The 15,231-nt window shown below is 66.3% G+C and carries 20 protein-coding genes; 18 read left to right on the forward strand and 2 right to left on the reverse strand.

What is annotated here, in order from left to right; genetic code table 11:
- Nucleotides 1–32 precede the first annotated feature (32 nt).
- The 6 genes from H3309_RS06385 (at nt 33) to H3309_RS06410 (ending at nt 4,009) form a co-directional block, all read left to right on the forward strand.
- Nucleotides 33–491, forward strand: a complete 459-nt coding sequence (locus H3309_RS06385) for a MaoC family dehydratase (protein WP_182297909.1) — start codon at nt 33–35, stop codon at nt 489–491.
- Nucleotides 492–502: 11 nt separating this feature from the next.
- On the forward strand, nt 503–1,072 hold the full coding sequence (locus tag H3309_RS06390; RefSeq protein ID WP_317983340.1) for a GNAT family N-acetyltransferase: 570 nt from the start codon (nt 503–505) through the stop codon (nt 1,070–1,072).
- 37 nt (nt 1,073–1,109) lie between these two features.
- Nucleotides 1,110–2,288, forward strand: coding sequence for an acetyl-CoA C-acyltransferase (locus H3309_RS06395; protein ID WP_182297910.1), 1,179 nt, complete (start codon nt 1,110–1,112; stop codon nt 2,286–2,288).
- Between the two features lie 95 nt (nt 2,289–2,383).
- On the forward strand, nt 2,384–2,842 hold the full coding sequence (locus tag H3309_RS06400; RefSeq protein WP_182297911.1) for a hypothetical protein: 459 nt from the start codon (nt 2,384–2,386) through the stop codon (nt 2,840–2,842).
- Entirely contained in the window at nt 2,835–3,239 is a 405-nt protein-coding gene (locus H3309_RS06405) for a phage holin family protein (protein ID WP_182297912.1), read from the forward strand. Before H3309_RS06400 ends, H3309_RS06405 begins: the two co-directional genes overlap by 8 nt.
- The gene (locus H3309_RS06410; RefSeq protein WP_182297913.1) at nt 3,236–4,009 is read left to right on the forward strand and encodes a DUF3618 domain-containing protein; all 774 of its coding nucleotides are present in this window, start codon (nt 3,236–3,238) and stop codon (nt 4,007–4,009) included. The genes H3309_RS06405 and H3309_RS06410 overlap by 4 nt, the downstream gene beginning before the upstream one ends.
- A 4-nt stretch (nt 4,010–4,013) precedes the next feature.
- Here the strand turns inward: H3309_RS06410 and H3309_RS06415 are convergent, their stop codons facing one another.
- Nucleotides 4,014–4,835, reverse strand: coding sequence for a hypothetical protein (locus H3309_RS06415; RefSeq protein WP_182297914.1), 822 nt, complete (start codon nt 4,833–4,835; stop codon nt 4,014–4,016).
- Nucleotides 4,836–5,047: 212 nt separating this feature from the next.
- Between H3309_RS06415 and H3309_RS06420 the strand changes: the two genes are divergently transcribed.
- From H3309_RS06420 to H3309_RS06440, 5 genes are all read left to right on the forward strand, one after another.
- Nucleotides 5,048–5,701: an energy transducer TonB gene (locus tag H3309_RS06420; protein ID WP_182297915.1), complete on the forward strand. Its 654-nt coding sequence runs from the start codon at nt 5,048–5,050 to the stop codon at nt 5,699–5,701.
- A 51-nt stretch (nt 5,702–5,752) separates the two neighbouring features.
- On the forward strand, nt 5,753–6,475 hold the full coding sequence (locus tag H3309_RS06425; protein ID WP_182297916.1) for a MotA/TolQ/ExbB proton channel family protein: 723 nt from the start codon (nt 5,753–5,755) through the stop codon (nt 6,473–6,475).
- Nucleotides 6,476–6,502: 27 nt separating this feature from the next.
- Nucleotides 6,503–6,973 carry an ExbD/TolR family protein gene (locus H3309_RS06430; RefSeq protein ID WP_182297917.1) on the forward strand — a complete coding sequence of 157 codons (471 nt, stop codon included), beginning with the start codon at nt 6,503–6,505 and terminating at the stop codon, nt 6,971–6,973.
- Nucleotides 6,974–7,035: 62 nt separating this feature from the next.
- Nucleotides 7,036–7,452, forward strand: a complete 417-nt coding sequence (locus H3309_RS06435; protein WP_398400255.1) for an ExbD/TolR family protein — start codon at nt 7,036–7,038, stop codon at nt 7,450–7,452.
- A gap of 97 nt (nt 7,453–7,549) precedes the next feature.
- Entirely contained in the window at nt 7,550–7,963 is a 414-nt protein-coding gene (locus tag H3309_RS06440; RefSeq protein WP_182297919.1) for an ExbD/TolR family protein, read from the forward strand.
- 49 nt (nt 7,964–8,012) lie between these two features.
- On the opposite strand, the gene H3309_RS06445 is transcribed toward H3309_RS06440, so the two are convergent.
- Nucleotides 8,013–9,107 carry an NAD(P)-dependent alcohol dehydrogenase gene (locus H3309_RS06445; RefSeq protein WP_243453864.1) on the reverse strand — a complete coding sequence of 365 codons (1,095 nt, stop codon included), beginning with the start codon at nt 9,105–9,107 and terminating at the stop codon, nt 8,013–8,015.
- Between the two features lie 69 nt (nt 9,108–9,176).
- Here H3309_RS06445 and H3309_RS17215 point away from each other — a divergent pair, with 69 nt between their 5' ends.
- From H3309_RS17215 to queA, 7 genes are all read left to right on the forward strand, one after another.
- Entirely contained in the window at nt 9,177–9,413 is a 237-nt protein-coding gene (locus tag H3309_RS17215; RefSeq protein ID WP_243453865.1) for an exodeoxyribonuclease VII small subunit, read from the forward strand.
- On the forward strand, nt 9,413–10,309 hold the full coding sequence (locus tag H3309_RS06455; protein ID WP_182297922.1) for a polyprenyl synthetase family protein: 897 nt from the start codon (nt 9,413–9,415) through the stop codon (nt 10,307–10,309). Before H3309_RS17215 ends, H3309_RS06455 begins: the two co-directional genes overlap by 1 nt.
- Before the next feature lie 22 nt (nt 10,310–10,331).
- Nucleotides 10,332–10,868 (forward strand): hypothetical protein, encoded by a 537-nt coding sequence (locus tag H3309_RS06460; RefSeq protein WP_182297923.1) that lies wholly within the window; start codon nt 10,332–10,334, stop codon nt 10,866–10,868.
- Nucleotides 10,865–11,359, forward strand: coding sequence for a pantetheine-phosphate adenylyltransferase (gene coaD, locus H3309_RS06465; RefSeq protein WP_182297924.1), 495 nt, complete (start codon nt 10,865–10,867; stop codon nt 11,357–11,359). Before H3309_RS06460 ends, coaD begins: the two co-directional genes overlap by 4 nt.
- Entirely contained in the window at nt 11,356–12,096 is a 741-nt protein-coding gene (locus H3309_RS06470) for a peptidylprolyl isomerase (RefSeq protein ID WP_243453866.1), read from the forward strand. The genes coaD and H3309_RS06470 overlap by 4 nt, the downstream gene beginning before the upstream one ends.
- 131 nt (nt 12,097–12,227) lie before the next feature.
- Nucleotides 12,228–14,123, forward strand: coding sequence for an alpha/beta hydrolase family protein (locus H3309_RS06475; RefSeq protein ID WP_243453867.1), 1,896 nt, complete (start codon nt 12,228–12,230; stop codon nt 14,121–14,123).
- A gap of 31 nt (nt 14,124–14,154) precedes the next feature.
- Nucleotides 14,155–15,180 (forward strand): tRNA preQ1(34) S-adenosylmethionine ribosyltransferase-isomerase QueA, encoded by a 1,026-nt coding sequence (gene queA, locus H3309_RS06480; protein ID WP_182297925.1) that lies wholly within the window; start codon nt 14,155–14,157, stop codon nt 15,178–15,180.
- The last annotated feature ends 51 nt before the right edge of the window (nt 15,181–15,231 follow it).

Below are 15,231 nucleotides of genomic sequence, written 5' to 3' on the forward strand. Positions count from 1 at the left end.
GTGGGGAACATGCAAGGACGGGGAGGTTGGTGATGAGCAAGCTGCTGGATCTGGATGCCTACAAGTCGCTCGCCGGGAGCGATCTGGGGGTGTCGGACTGGATCGAGGTGGACCAGGCGCGGATCGATGCCTTTGCCGAGACGACCGGCGACCATCAGTTCATCCACGTCAACCCGGAGCTGGCGAAGCAGACGCCGTTCGGGACCACGATCGCGCATGGCTATCTGACGCTGAGCCTGCTCTCCCGCATGGCCTATGACGTGATGCCGGGGATCAAGGGCACGAAGATGGGCGTGAACTATGGCCTGAACAGCGTGCGTTTCCTGGCGCCGGTGAAGAGCGGGAAGAAGGTGCGCGGGCGGTTCAGCATGGTGGAGGTGAACGAGCGCAATCCGGGCGTGATCCAGTCCATCGTGAAGGTGAGCGTGGAGATCGAGGGCGAGGACAAGCCGGCGCTGGCGGCGGAGTGGGTGACGCTGGCGTATATCTAGGGCTTGCGGCCATGATGATGCCGCCGATGCAGCCGGTTCTGGAGGACGAGCGGTTGCTGCTGCGGCCGCTGGCGGCGGCGGATTTCGCGCCGCTGTTCGCGGTGGCGCGCGATCCCGAGATCTGGGCGCTGCATCCCGCGCATGACCGCTGGCGGGAGCCGGTGTTCCGCGCCTTTTTCGATGAGGGGCTGGCATCGAACGGCGCACTGGCGGTGATCGACCGGGCCAGCGGGACGATCATCGGCAGCTCCCGCTATGACATAAGGGTGTGCCGGCCGGGCGAGGTGGAGGTGGGCTGGACCTTTCTGGCGCGCGCGCATTGGGGCGGCGGGGTCAACCGTCGGCTGAAGCGGCTGATGCTGGCGCATGCGTTCGAGGCGGGCTTCGACACGGTGATCTTCCTGGTGGGTGACGGCAACCTGCGTTCCTGCCGCGCGCTGGAGAAGGTGGGCGCGGTGCTGACCGACCGGCGGCAGCGGTGGGAGATGGCCGGGGTGATGGTGGACCATCGCATCTATGCCATCGGCGCGGCGGATTTTCTTGCCGGGCCGCTGATGGCGGGCGCTTCCCCGGCGGATTGATTGCGCCTAACAGGCAACAAAGCACAGGAGACCAGACATGCGCAGTGCCGTGATCGTTTCGACCGCCCGGACCCCCATCGGCAAGGCCTTTCGCGGGGCGTTCAACGCGACGCCGAGCCCGACGCTCGCCGGGCACGCCATTGCCGCGGCGGTGGCACGCGCCGGGGTCGATCCGGCGGAGGTGGATGATGTGGTGCTGGGCTGCGCCCTGCAGCAGGGTGTGCAGGCGCCGAACATCGCCCGGCTGGCGGCGCTGCGCGGCGGCCTGCCGGTGACGGTGGCGGGCCAGAGCATCGACCGGCAGTGCGCGTCGGGCCTGATGGCGATCGCCACCGCGGCGAAGCAGATCATTGTGGATGGCATGGCGGTGACGGTGGGCGGCGGCGTCGACAGCATCAGCATGGTGCAGAACGAGAAGTTCCGGGTGGAGCCGGACATGAGCCTGGTGGCGATGCATCAGGGGGTTTACATGCCGATGATCGACACGGCGGAGATCGTCGCCAAACGCTATGGCGTGAGCCGTGACCGGCAGGACGAATACAGCTTTCAATCGCAGCAGCGGACGGCGGCGGCGCAGCGGGCCGGCGCCTTCGATGACGAGATCGTGCCGCTGGCGTCAAAGATGGCGATGGTGAACAAGGAGACGAAGGAAGTCTCCTTCCACGAGGTGACGCTGGGCAAGGATGAGGGCAACCGGCCGGAGACGACGCTGGAGGGGTTGAAGGGCCTGACGCCGGTGCGCGGGCCGGGGATGAACATCACCGCGGGCAACGCCAGCCAGCTGAGCGACGGCGCCAGCGCCAGCGTGTTGATGGAGGAGGCCGAGGCGGCGCGGCGCGGATTGGCGCCGCTGGGGCGTTATGTCGGGATGGCGGTGGCCGGGCTGGAGCCGGACGAGATGGGAATCGGGCCGATCCATGCGGTGCCGAAGCTGTTGAAGGCCAATGGGCTGGGCATGGACGATATCGGGCTGTGGGAGCTGAACGAGGCGTTCGCGGTGCAGGTGCTGCATTCGGCGGACGTGCTGGGCATTCCCATGGACCGGCTGAACGTGAATGGCGGGGCGATCTCCATCGGTCACCCCTATGGCATGAGTGGCGCGCGGCTGGTGGGGCATGCGCTGATCGAGGGCAGGCGGCGCGGCGTGAAGCATGTGGTGATCACCATGTGCGTGGGCGGCGGCATGGGCGCGGCGGGCCTGTTCGAGGTGCTGTAGGCCCGGTTCGGCGGTTTTTGGCCGGTCGGGGGTTGGAACAAGCGCCCGGCTTCCTAGTTTCGGTGTCAGACCTGCCATTTTGTGGAGATATCGACATGACCGACACCCCGACCAGCAGCCTGACCCCCGGTGGCACCCTGGGTGCGCACACATCGGATGTGGCGAATGATGTGGCGAGCAAGGCACGCTCGACCGTGGATGATCTGCGCAGCGAGGCGTCCAACCTGGCCTCGAAGGCGGGCGAAAAGGCACGCGACTGGGCCGACAGCGGCAAGGGCAAGGCGGCGGACGCGCTGGGCAGTGCCGCCGAGGCAACGCGCGGCGTGGCCGACAAGCTGGCGGAAACCCGCGCGGCGCCGGTGGCCGATTTCGCCCGCAAGGCGGCGGCCGGCCTGGAGGACGTGTCGGCGACGCTGAAGGAAAAGTCGGTGGATGACCTGGCCGGCGACGTGCGCAGTTTCGTGAAGGAAAAGCCGGCGATCGCCATCGGTGTGGCGGCGGTTGTGGGCTTCGTGCTGGCGCGCTTCCTGAAATCGGGCGGCACGCGTGACTGAACCTGAACCGCCTGTCGGTTTGGCCGGACTGGGAGCGGAGGTCGGCGCCCTGGCGGCCGATGTCGCGCTGCTGGTCCGGTCCGAAGCGCGGATGGCGGTTCAGGAAGTATCGGACAATGTGACGAAGTTTCGGGGCGGCGCCGTACGGATGCTGGTGGGCGGAAGCCTGTTGGCGTTCGGCGGCGTGCTGCTGATGGTGGCGGCGATCCTGTTGCTGGCGCAGTTCATCGGGCTGTTGCCAGCGCTGGTGGCAGTGGCCGTCTTGCTGTTCCTGATCGGTGGCGCGCTGCTGTCGAGCGGGCGGGCGCGGCTGGCCGGTGCCCGGCTGGTGCCGGGCGTGAGCATCGCGCGGGCGCGACAGGATGTGGCGCGGATTGCCGAAAGGGTGGGCGCGTGAGCGAGCGGGATGAATTGCAGGCCGATATTGACGCCGTTCGGGAGCGCATCGTGGCGCGTGTGGACAGTTTGCAGGTGCGGTTGGCGCCGAAGCGGCTGGTGGCGGATAGCCTGAGCGAGGCGCGGGCGGTGGCGAAACGCGAGGTTGCGGAAGCGGCCGACAATGCCCTCGACTGGGTGAAGGACAATGCCGTGCTGTTGACGGTGGCAGCGGCGGCGGGAGGTGCGGTGATGGCATGGAACGGCTTTGGGCGGGCTGGGCGTGGCGATCGGCCCGTGAACATCTATGATGCCTATTCGATGGAGGATCCGGCGATGCATGAAGCGGACGAATCGGCGCGCACCTGGGACCGGGTGCGCGAGGAAGCCGAGGCGCTGGGCGCCCGCGCGGGCGAGGCGACACGGGAGGCGCGCGCCGCCATCGGCGACGCGGCGCGGCGTGCCGGCGACTGGGGCCGGCGGGTGCCGGAGGAGAATCCGATGACCGCGGTGATCCTGGGCTTCGCGCTGGGCGCGGTGGCGGGCGCGCTGTTGCCGCGCACCGCCGGTGAGACGCGGGCGCTGGGCGCGACGCGGGACCGGCTGGCGGAAGGCGCGCGGCGGCAGGCAATGGCGGTGATCGACGCCGGCAAGGCGCGGCTGGAAGAGGCCGGGGTGACGCCGGAAGCGGCGCGGGCCAAGCTGGACGCGCTGGCGACCAAGGCCAAGGATGTCGCCCATGACGTGGGTGCCGCCGCGGGTGAGCGGTTAAAGGCGGCCGTGAAGGGCTGAGAGTTCAGCGAACGGAGGTTCGTCCGCAAGGCCCCAGGCTGTCGCGGATGGCGGACCAGTCCGCGACGAGCGCCGGTTCGCTCGCCAGCCTGGCCGGCAGCGACGTTGGCAGCCCGCAGGCGAGCGCGCGCCAGAGCAGGGTGCGCGGACGGACGGGTGCGGCGCTGTCATCGACCAGTTCGCCGGTGGCGACGCGCAGCGCGGGCTGGGCGCCGGCGCGGCGCAGCAGCACCAGGGTCAGCGGCGCGGCGCCGGTGGTGATGAAGAACTGGCTTTCCGACTCGCCATTGACGGTGCCGGCGGCGTGGAAGGCATCGCTGATGCCGGTGACGCGCAGGCCGGCGACGGCGGGATCGCGCGCTTCGGCGAGCACGGCGCGGATGGCGGCATCGCTTTCCGGGGTCCAGGGAAGTTGCGCATTCGGGGCCACCAGCCGGAGTTGCTCGGCACGGCCGGGGACGGGGGCAGCGAAGATCAGGACGCTGCTGTTCCTTGCGATGGCGGGCCGGCCGCGCGGGTCGGGCGCGGCCTGCCACAACCACTCGATGCGGGCGGGCAGCACGGCAGGGGCGGCGATGACGGCCTGGACATCCGCCTGGAGCAAGGCGCGCACCTGGTCCTGGGGCACGTCGGGCGCCTGCTTGCGGCCGAGGCGCGTGACGTCCGTGACGGTGGCGCGCAGGATGACGGGGCTGCTGAGGGTGAGGTCGGCAAGGTCGGTCCAGCTGGGCCCCGCGGGCGTTGGCGGGATCGATTGCGGGGGGGCGGCGGCGAGCAGCAGCGGTGCCAGCAGCAGCATGTGACAGCGTTGAAACAGAATATTCATGACTTTTATGTCGGTAGCGAAAAATGGTTGCGGCAGAAAGGGGTGCACGGTAGAGGCGGAGATGGAGGGGCGCAGTTTGCGGGTGATACCGTGACTGCGGCCGGGCAAATGCCCGCGTTGCGCGCGGAGGGCTGGACGGACGATCGTGTCCGCAGGTTCGATGGGTGTGGTGAGGGCAGGTTGCCGCTGTGAGAGGGAGTGACAGCCGACCTATGTCTTATCTCGGCCAGAAGCGTAGCAAGAACAATACGGTCGCCATCGGCATCGTTGTGCTTCTGCATATTTTCCTGGGTTATGCGCTGATCAGCGGCCTGGCGGTCGATGTGACGAAGAAGATCCTGGAGAATATCGAAACCAAGAATGTGGTGGAAGAGGTGAAGCCGCCCGAGGAGCCGCCGCCGCCGCCGCCGAAGCTGGAAGAGATTCCGCCTTATGTGCCGCCGCCGGATGTGGTGATCCAGCAGGATGCGCCGCCGGCACCCACCATCACCGTGCAGCAGGCCGTGCCGCAGCCGAACGTCGCGCCGACGCCGGCGCCGGTCGTGCAGGCGCCGCCCGCCGTGCCGGGGACGCCGGCCGTGCCGATCGCCCGCAGTTTCGAGGTGACCGACGATGACTATCCGCCGGCCTCCCAACGGGCGGGTGAGGAAGGCGTGACCGGCGTGCAGGTGACGATCGGGACCGATGGCCGCGTGGCCGCCGGCACCTGCAAGATCGTGACCTCCAGCGGGTTCGAGCGGCTGGATGCCCGGGCGTGCCAGATCGCCGAGCGGCGCTGGCGGTTCAAGCCGGCGACCGAGAACGGCCAGCCGGTGACGACGACGATACGCCGCAATTATCGCTGGCAGATCAAGGAAGTGCGCTGATCCCCGGATTCAGCTGTTTCGACAAACACAGTTAAAAAAGGACGATTTCAAATGGCAACTGGTGAGAATCCGTATGGCTTGGTCGCCGCGCTGGAGCAGGGCGGGCTGATCGCGCAATTCATCTTCGGTGTGATGGTGCTGATGTCGGCGGTAAGCTGGTACATCATGCTGACCAAGTGGTGGGAACAGCGCAAGCTGCTGGCGGAAGCCGATGCAGCCGAGGCGAAGGTGTGGACCAGCCCCAGCCTGAAGGATGGCGCGGCGAAGCTGGACAAGAACAGCGCCTTCCGCCAGATCGCCGATGACGGCCTGCGCGCCTTCGACCATCATGACGGCCGGCTGACCGACAAGATCGACCGCCACGAGTGGGTGACGATGTCGCTCAACCGTTCGGCGAACGCGATCTCCTCCAAGCTGCAATCGGGCCTGTCCTTCCTCGCCTCGGTGGGTTCGACGGCGCCGTTCATCGGTCTCCTTGGCACCGTCATCGGGATCTATCGCGCGCTGATCAACATCGGCCTTGCCGGCCAGGCCTCGATCGACAAGGTCGCCGGCCCGGTGGGTGAAGCGCTGATCATGACCGCCATCGGTCTGGCGGTCGCGGTGCCGGCGGTGCTGGGCTACAACTGGCTGACCCGCCGCAACAAGGCGATCCAGGAGCGGCTGAACGGCTTTGCCGCCGACGTGCACGGCTATCTGATGTCGGGCGCGCGCATGGCACCGCCGGTGGTGGTTGCTGCGGCGCCGGCTGCGACGAAGCCCGCCACCAAGTAACGTCGGCGACCGGAAGGGGTAAGCCTGATGGCCATGAGTGTAGGCAGTGATGGCGACAGCGATGGCGCCATCATGTCGGAAATCAATACGACGCCGCTGGTCGACGTCATGCTGGTGTTGCTGATCATCTTTCTGATCACGGTGCCGGTCGTCATCCAGACGGTGCCGCTGAAGCTGCCGGTGGTGACCAACATCCCGACGACCACCAAGCCCGAGAATGTGCCGCTTTCGGTGGACAAGAATTGCGACGTGTTCTGGGGCCTGGGCAAGATGGAGAGCAACGACGCGCTGCGGGAGAAGGGCTCGGCTTACCTGTTGAAGGAGGTCGACCGGCTGAAGGCCGCGGGCGCGAAGATCGAACTGCCCGAGGTGCATATCCGGGCGGATTCGGACACCGAGTATCGCTGCGTCGGCGGGGTGATATTTGCCATGCAGCGGGCGGGATACCAGAAGATCGGCTTCATTTCCGAGCCGCCGATCGGCACGGTGACCCGTTAAGCACGTTCCCCGCTGCCCGGTGGGCGGCGGGGACATGAAAGTTTGGAGTTTGCAAGATGGCAATGGCCGTTGGAAATGCAGCAGAAGACGCCCCGATCGGGGACATGAATACCACGCCGCTGATCGACGTGATGCTGGTGCTGCTGATCATGTTCATCATCACCATTCCGGTGCAGACGCACGCGGTGAAGCTGGACCTGCCGCCGCCGACCAACCTGCCCAATACGATCAAGCCGGATTTCAACCAGGTGAACATCGATTTCCTGAACGCCATTTACTGGAACAACCAGGAAGTGACGCTGGAGCAGTTGCGCGGCTACCTCGACACGATCGGCCGGATGCCGCTGGACGACCAGCCGGAGCTGCGGTTGAAACCCGAGGCGATGTCGAAATATGACGTGACCGTGAAGGTGATGGCGCAGGCGCAGCAGGCAGGCATTACCAAAATGGGGTTCGTCGGCAACGAAGCTTACGCGTAGTTGTGGACCATCCGGCCACTAAGCAGCTGGATGGGCCTCTATTGTAAGTGTATTGACGTGAAGAAGGGCTGAATCGGAACTGGTGGGAAAGCGCGTGATGGCGATGGCATTGGGCAACAGGGTCGATGACTCTCCGATTGGTGACATGAACACCACGCCGCTCATCGATGTGATGCTGGTGCTGCTGATCATGTTCATCATCACCATTCCCGTGCAGACGCATTCGGTGAAGTTGGATCTGCCATCGGACGGGAATACCATCAGGTCGGATTTCAACCAGGTGAACATCGATTTTCTGAACGCGATCTACTGGAACAACCAGGAAGTGACGCTGGAGCAGCTTCGCAGCTATCTCGACACCATCAGCCGGATGCCCCTGGACGATCAGCCGGAACTGCGGCTGAAGCCCGAGCCAATGTCCAAATATGACGTTGCGGTCAAGGTGATGGCGCAGGCGCAGCAGGCGGGCATCACCAAGATGGGCTTTGTGGGCAACGAAGCCTATTTGTGATCGATAAGAAGTGATGAAGATGGCGGAGGGGCAACCTTCCGCCCTTTTTTCATGGCATCAGCAGGACGGGTTTGACCACCTCGCCCTGGTGCATGGCGTCAACGGCATCGTTGATGCGGTCGAAGGGGAAGGTGGTGACCAGGCGGTCGTGCGGGAAGCGGCCTGCGAGATGCTGTTTGGCGAGCCAGGGGACGAAGATCTGCGGGTCAGCGTCGCCCTCGATCACGCCGATGATTTTTTTGCCCATCAGGAAGCCGGCGGGGCTGAAGCTGGCCAGCGTGCCGGGGGGCGTGATGCCGACGAGGGCACAGGTGCCTCGGGTGCCGAGGCAGTCGATGGCGAGCTGGATGACGCCGGGGACGCCGGTGGTGTCGAAGCTGCCATCGAAGCCGGGGGAGATGGCGGCGAGGCTTACCAGGCTGGCTTCGTCCGCGGTCAGGCCGTGGGTCGCGCCGAGGGCGCGGGCGAGGGCGAGGCGGCTTTGGACGCGATCAACGGCGACGATGGGGGCCATGCCGAGCGCGGCGGCCGCCATGATGGCGGCGAGGCCGACCGAGCCGGTGCCGAACACTACGAGCGACTTGCCGGGCGCGCCGGCGAGCGAGTTCACCACGGTGCCGGCCCCGGTCTGCATGCCGCAGCCGAGCGGCGCGGCGAGGTGGAAGGGCAGGGCGTCGGGGATTTTCACGGTGTTGCGAACGGTGGAGAGCGCGTGGGTGGCGAAGCTGGACTGGCCGAAGAAATTGCCGAACAGCGGCGTGCCATCGGGGAAGGCCATCGGTGGGGCCATGGCGGGCGTGACGCCGGCGAAGTTGCGCAGGCCGAGTTCGTCGCAATATTGCGGGGCGTGGCCAGTGCAGGCGCCGCAGTGCCCGCAGCTGTCGTAGGAAAGGCAGACGCGGTCGCCGACGGCGAAGCCGGTGACGCCGGGGCCGAGCGCGGCGACGGTGCCGGCGCCTTCGTGCCCCAGGACGATGGGCATGGCATTGGGCATGTCGAGGTCGCGGAAGCCGAGGTCGGTATGGCAGATGCCGGCGGCGTGGATGGTGACGAGCAGTTGGCCCGGGCCGGGGGCGGGGAGGTCCGCCGCCATCAGCGTGAAGGGTTTGCGGCGTTCGGTGGCGACGGCGGCGGTGATGCGCATGTGTCGGTTCTCCTGTTGCGTTCACCCTACCGGCTTGACCGCGTTTGCGCCCTTGGCCAAAGGACGAGGGTGAGTGAGGCCGCCGACATTGCCGCCATGAGTTTCGAGGCCGCGCTGGCGCGGCTGGAGACGATTGTCGCGGCGCTGGAATCGGGGGACGCCCCGCTGGAATCGGCGATCGATCTTTATGCCGAGGGGCAGGCGCTGCGCGCGCATTGCGAGGCGAAGCTGTCGACCGCGGAGGCGCGCATCCAGCAGTTGCAGATCGGCGCCGACGGCAAGCCGACCGGGGCCGCGCCCTTCTGATGCAGGCCAGCTTGAGCCTGAAACCGGCGCTGGATGCCATCGGGCAGGCGATCGATGCGCGCTTCGACCGGCTGCTGGCGGTGCCGGAGGATGCGCGGGCGCCGCTCTACAAGGCGATGCGGCATGCGGTGATCGGCGGCGGCAAGCGGATGCGGCCGCTGCTGGTGGTGGCGGCGTGCGACCTGTTCCATGTCGACCGCGAACGGGCGCTGCGGGTGGCGCTCGCGATCGAGGCGGTGCATGTTTATAGCCTGGTGCACGACGATTTGCCGTGCATGGACGATGACGATCTGCGGCGCGGCAAGCCGACGGTGCATGTGGCGTTCGATGAGGCGATCGCGGTGCTGACGGGCGACAGCCTGTTCGCGCTGGCGTTCGAATGGCTGGCGGACGAGGCAACGCATGAGGACCCGTTCGTGCGGGCGGAACTGGTGCGGGAGCTGGCGCGCGCGTCCGGACCCTGCGGCATGGCGGGCGGACAGATGATGGACCTGGCGGCGGAGGCGGGCGGGTTCGACCTGCCGGCCACCACGCGCCTGCAGCAGCTGAAGACCGGGGCGCTGATCGGCTTTTCCGTGGAAGCCGGGGCGATCATGGGGAAGGTGGGGGATTCGACGCGGCTGAAGCTGCGCGGCTATGCCCGCGACCTGGGGCTGGCGTTCCAGATCGCCGATGACCTGCTGGATGTGGAAGGCGACAGCAGCCGCACGGGGAAGGCGGTGCAGAAGGATGCGGAGGCCGGGAAATCGACCTTCGTCAGCCTGCTGGGGGTGGAGCGGGCGCGGCAGCAGGCCGCGATGCTGATCGACCAGGCGATCCACCATCTGAGCGGTTTCGGACCGGAGGCGGATTTGCTGCGGGCGATCGCGCGTTTTGCCATCGAGCGCGACCGGTGAGCCGTGGCTGGGGAGAGGTCTGATGGGGTTCAAGATCGGCTGGTTGGCTCTTCGCGACGTCTCGGTTGATGAAGGGCTCGACCTTGTGGGTATGCGCGATACTGGCGTCACGAGTGAAATCGTCGAAGATGGTTATGGGCTGACGGCGCTTTCGAATGGTTGGGTAGTCGTCTGGTTCAATGAGTTTGGCGCCATTGATGCAGCCGAGGTTTCAAAGATATGCTCGAGCCACGAAGGTCTGTGGGTCAATCTGCATGAAGGCGTCATGTATTCGGAAGTCGGATACGTCGAAAACGGCGTGGTGCATTGGTTCGTTGCGCATGATTGCGCACAAGGCTATTTTCACCTCGATTGCCAAGGTTCGCCACCATATTATGCCGAAATCGTCAGTAAACTGCGATCCGAACAGGACGCGGATGGCGGAGAGAATAGCGACGTAGATTATGCGTTCGATGTTCCTGTCGAGCTTGCCTTTGCAATGACAGGTTTTCGGCACGACCTTTTCGAGCTGCCCGGGCATGGCGAATTGGTCTGGTCAATTCTGGAGCGGCGAAAGTGAACCGCATCGGCGTCTATCCTGGCACGTTCGACCCCGTCACGCTGGGGCATCTGGACATCATCGCGCGTGGTGCGAAGCTGGTGGACCGGTTGATCATCGGGGTGGCGACCAATCCGTCGAAATCGCCGCTGTTCACGCTGGAGGAGCGGGTGGCGCATGTGCGGCGGGAGACGGCGGGGCTGAGCAATGTGGAGGTGGTGAGTTTCGACGCGCTGCTGATGCATTTCGCCGAGGCGCAGGGGGCGAGCGTGATCATTCGCGGGCTGCGCGCGGTGGCGGATTTCGAGTATGAGTTCCAGATGGCCGGGATGAACCAGCAACTGAACGATGATATCGAGACCGTCTTCCTGATGGCGGCGGTCTCCCTGCAGCCGATCGCCAGCAAGCTGGTGAAGGAAATCGCGATCTATGGCGGGGAGATCGGCAAGTTCGTCAGCCCGACGATCGCCGCGGAAGTGAAGGCGCGGGTCGCCGAAGGGAAGCTGAATTGAAAAAGCTGTTGTGGATGGTGATGCTGCTGCTGGCCGTGCCGGCCTGGGCACAGGCGGCGCAGGCACCGCAGGCCGTGCCGGCGAAGGATGCGGGCCCGAAGGACATGGTCACCACGGCCCGCGATGCCGGGATGCAGGTGCTGTCCGGCGATGCGAAGTTCAATCCCTCCGACCCGGAGAATCTGTTGTACATCGACCTGTCAACCGGGGGACGGGTGACGATCCTGATGCGGCCGGATTTCGCGCCGAAGCATGTGGAGCGCATCAAGCTGCTGGCGCGGCGGGGATTTTATGATGGGCTGCTGTTCCACCGGGTGATCGATGGGTTCATGGCGCAGACCGGTGATCCGAAGGGCACCGGGCAGGGCGGCAGCGAGCTGCCGGACCTGAAGGCGGAGTTCAACGAGCTGCCGCACGTGCGCGGCGCGGTGAGCATGGCGCGGACGGACAAGCCCGATACCGCGAACAGCCAGTTCTTCATCGTGTTCGATCCGGTGCTGAAGCTGGACCGCAGCTATACGGTGTGGGGCCGGGTGATCGACGGCATGCAGTGGGTGGACGCCATCGCGCGCGGCGAGCCGCCGGCGAACCCCAGCCGCATGTTGCAGGTGAGCGTGGCGGCCGACCGCAAGCCGCCGCCGGATTTCGCGGCCGCGGCGGCGAAGGATGATGCGGCGGCCAGGGATGCGCTGGCGGCGGAAGCGGCGAAGCTGGGGGCGGCGCCTCCGAAACAATAAGCCGGAACGGTTGTTGCCGCGGCTGCCTATTCATTCCCCAAATATGTCGCTGCCCGCCGTCATGATGGACAGTCGGGGGCTTTTTTTCTTGCGGAACTGTTGCTTATAGTGTCCCCACCGGGGGTGGGGCGATGCGACGGGGGGTGTTTTTCTGGCTGATGCTGTTGCTGGCGGCACCGCTGGTGGCGGCGCCACGGCCGGTTCTGGACTTTGCCGCGCTGCCGTTCATGGAGCGGCCGTTGTTGTCGCCCGATGGCAAGCGGGTGGCTGCGAAGATTGCCGTTCAGGGTGAACAGTATCTGGCCGTTGTTGAACTGGGCGGCAAGAATATCGCCAAGGCACGCATCAATGATTACAGTGTCGATTGGTGGCGATGGGTCAACAATGAGTGGCTGGCTCTTGGCGCGTCCGACATGATCAAGGTGATGGGAGAGGATTTTGGCGTCTCGCGCGCGATGCGGGTGAGCGCCGATATGAAGACCATCGCCTGGCTGAATGGGCGTTCGGGCGGGCAGAACGGGGCCGACCTGGTATGGCGCGCAGGGGATGGGTCCGCGCGGGTGATGATCGCGATGCAGACCAGTATCTGGTCGAGCGATGCGGGATTCTATCCGGAAGTACGGGAGTATGACCTGACGACCGGGCGCAGCACGTTGAGGCAGCGGTCGCGCGAGGGGATTTGGGAATGGGGGGCTGATGCCGCCGGGGTTTTGCGCATCGGCATCGGGGCAACGCTGGACGGGCGGGTGCAGCGGATGATGTATCGCGCAACCGCGGATGAGACCCTGCGGACAGTGGATCGGGCGCGATCGCGGGAGAGGGAGACTCTGACCGTGCCTTTATTGTTCCTGCCGGATGAGCAGGCGGTGACGATCGCTGACGACGACAAGGGCTTTTCGACCGTTTTCGAGATGAATCTGAAAGACTTGACGCTGGGGAAGGCGCTCGACCGGTCGCCCGGTTACGATGTGGCAGGGCTGTGGGTGGACGATCGCGCCAGCAAGCTGCTGGGGGTGCGGCTGGAGGAAACGCATGGCTGGACGCGCTGGGTCGATCCGGCGCTGGCCGAAACGCAGGCGGCGATCGACAAGGCGGTGGCGCCACGCCGGGCGCGGGTGATTTCGATGAGCGACGACCGCCGGTTGCTGCTGGTGCATTTGGGCCTGCCGTCGGAACCGGGGCGATACATGCTGTTCGATGCAGCATCGGGCACCTTGAAGCAGTTCGCCTGGGTGAATGAGGCCATCCGCAAGGGGCTGCATCCGGTGAGCAGCATCCGTTACAAGGCACGCGACGGGCTGGAGATCGAGGCGATCCTGACGCTGCCGGCGGGGCGGGAGGCGAAAGCGCTGCCGCTGATCGTGATGCCGCATGGTGGGCCGTTCGCGCGCGATCTGGAGGAATGGGACTGGATCGCCCAGTTCCTGGCGGATCGTGGCTATGCCGTGGTGCAGCCGAACTATCGCGGATCGTCGGGCTATGGCACCGCGTTCGCGCGGAAGGGCGAGGGCCAGTGGGGGCTGGCGATGCAGGATGACCTGAACGATGCGATGCGGCATCTGGTGGCGACGGGCGTTGCCGATGCCAGGCGGGTGTGCATGGTCGGGGCCTCTTATGGCGGCTATGCGGCGATGCGGGCGGCGCAGCGGGACGGGGCGCTGTATCGCTGCGCGGCCAGCTATGCCGGTGTGTCCGACCTCAATCGCATGATCCGCTACAACAGCCGGTTCCTGGGCAGCGGCGCGGGCGAGGACTGGCTGCGGACGCAGGCGCCCGATCTGAAGGCCGTGTCGCCGCTGAACTTCCCCGAGGCCTTTTCCATTCCCCTGCTGCTGGTGCACGGGGCGAAGGATGTGCGCGTGCCGGTGGCGCAATCGCGGCAGATGGCGGCACGGCTGAAGGAGTCCGGCAAGGCGGTGACCTATATCGAGCAGCCGGAAGCCGACCATCATTTCAGCCGGCAGGCGGATCGGTTGCAGTTTCTGGAGGCGCTGGAGGCGTTCCTGAAAGAGCATAACCCGGCCTGACACCAGTGGCCCGGCAGGCTATCGGGCGGGAATGAAGCTGTCTGATTTCGATTTCGAGTTGCCGGAAACGGCCATTGCCCTGCGGCCGGCGGAGCCGCGGGACAGCGCGCGGATGCTGGTGGCGCGGGGTGGTGACTTTGCCGATCATGTCGTGCGCGATCTGCCGCGACTGCTGCGGGCCGGCGATGTGCTGGTATTCAACGACACGCGGGTAATCCCGGCGCAGCTGAGCGCGCGGGTGGGGGAGGCGCGCGTGGATGTGACGCTGCACCAGCGGCTGGGGCCGTGGGAGTGGCTGGCGTTCGTGCGCAATGCGCGGCGGCTGCGCGTGGGCACGCGCGTGGAATTCGGCGGCGGGCTGCTGGGCGAGGTGGCGGAGAAGCTGCCGGACGGGGCGGTGCGGTGGCTGTTCGAGGCGGAGGTGCCGCTGGAGGTCGCGCTGGAGCGGGCGGGGACGATGCCGCTGCCGCCCTATATCGCGCGCAAGCGGGGCATCGATGCGCGTGACCGGGCGGACTATCAGACGGTCTATGCGAAGGAAGATGGCGCCGTGGCCGCTCCAACAGCGGGATTGCATTTTACCAGTGAATTGCTGGCGGCGCTGGATGCGGCGGGGGTGGTGCGGGAGACGCTGACGCTGCATGTCGGGGCGGGGACCTTCCTGCCGGTGAAGACCGAGGATGTGCGCGAGCATGTGATGCACAGCGAATGGGGGCGGATCGAGGCAGACGTGGCGGCGCGGCTGAACGCGGCGCGGGCCGCGGGGCGGCGGATCATCGCAGTGGGGACGACGAGCCTGCGGTTGCTAGAGAGCGCGGCAGATGATGCACGGGTGATTCGACCGTTCATGGGTGAAACGGCCATCTTCATCACGCCGGGCCATCGGTTCAGGGGGGTGGATGGGCTGATGACCAATTTCCACCTGCCGAAATCGACGCTGTTCATGCTGGTGAGCGCGCTGATGGGGCGCGAGGTGATGCAGGCGGTCTATGCCCATGCCATCGCGGCGGGGTATCGATTCTACAGCTATGGCGACAGTTCGCTGCTGTTGCCCTGAACCGTAAACGCTCCGCTGCATTTGGCGTGCTGCGATTTCGTCCGCTCATGT

The organism is Sandaracinobacteroides saxicola, assembly GCF_014117445.1.
GTDB lineage: Bacteria > Pseudomonadota > Alphaproteobacteria > Sphingomonadales > Sphingomonadaceae > Sandaracinobacteroides_A > Sandaracinobacteroides_A saxicola.

Coding starts and splice junctions, on each gene's coding strand:
- H3309_RS06385 (WP_182297909.1), top strand. CDS start 33: ATGAGCAAGCTGCTGGATCTGGATGCCTACAAGTCGCTCGCCGGGAGC.
- H3309_RS06390 (WP_317983340.1), top strand. CDS start 503: ATGATGATGCCGCCGATGCAGCCGGTTCTGGAGGACGAGCGGTTGCTG.
- H3309_RS06395 (WP_182297910.1), top strand. CDS start 1,110: ATGCGCAGTGCCGTGATCGTTTCGACCGCCCGGACCCCCATCGGCAAG.
- H3309_RS06400 (WP_182297911.1), top strand. CDS start 2,384: ATGACCGACACCCCGACCAGCAGCCTGACCCCCGGTGGCACCCTGGGT.
- H3309_RS06415 (WP_182297914.1), bottom strand. CDS start 4,835: ATGAATATTCTGTTTCAACGCTGTCACATGCTGCTGCTGGCACCGCTG.
- H3309_RS06420 (WP_182297915.1), top strand. CDS start 5,048: ATGTCTTATCTCGGCCAGAAGCGTAGCAAGAACAATACGGTCGCCATC.
- H3309_RS06425 (WP_182297916.1), top strand. CDS start 5,753: ATGGCAACTGGTGAGAATCCGTATGGCTTGGTCGCCGCGCTGGAGCAG.
- H3309_RS06430 (WP_182297917.1), top strand. CDS start 6,503: ATGGCCATGAGTGTAGGCAGTGATGGCGACAGCGATGGCGCCATCATG.
- H3309_RS06435 (WP_398400255.1), top strand. CDS start 7,036: ATGGCCGTTGGAAATGCAGCAGAAGACGCCCCGATCGGGGACATGAAT.
- H3309_RS06440 (WP_182297919.1), top strand. CDS start 7,550: ATGGCGATGGCATTGGGCAACAGGGTCGATGACTCTCCGATTGGTGAC.
- H3309_RS06445 (WP_243453864.1), bottom strand. CDS start 9,107: ATGCGCATCACCGCCGCCGTCGCCACCGAACGCCGCAAACCCTTCACG.
- H3309_RS06455 (WP_182297922.1), top strand. CDS start 9,413: ATGCAGGCCAGCTTGAGCCTGAAACCGGCGCTGGATGCCATCGGGCAG.
- H3309_RS06460 (WP_182297923.1), top strand. CDS start 10,332: ATGGGGTTCAAGATCGGCTGGTTGGCTCTTCGCGACGTCTCGGTTGAT.
- H3309_RS06475 (WP_243453867.1), top strand. CDS start 12,228: ATGCGACGGGGGGTGTTTTTCTGGCTGATGCTGTTGCTGGCGGCACCG.
- queA (WP_182297925.1), top strand. CDS start 14,155: ATGAAGCTGTCTGATTTCGATTTCGAGTTGCCGGAAACGGCCATTGCC.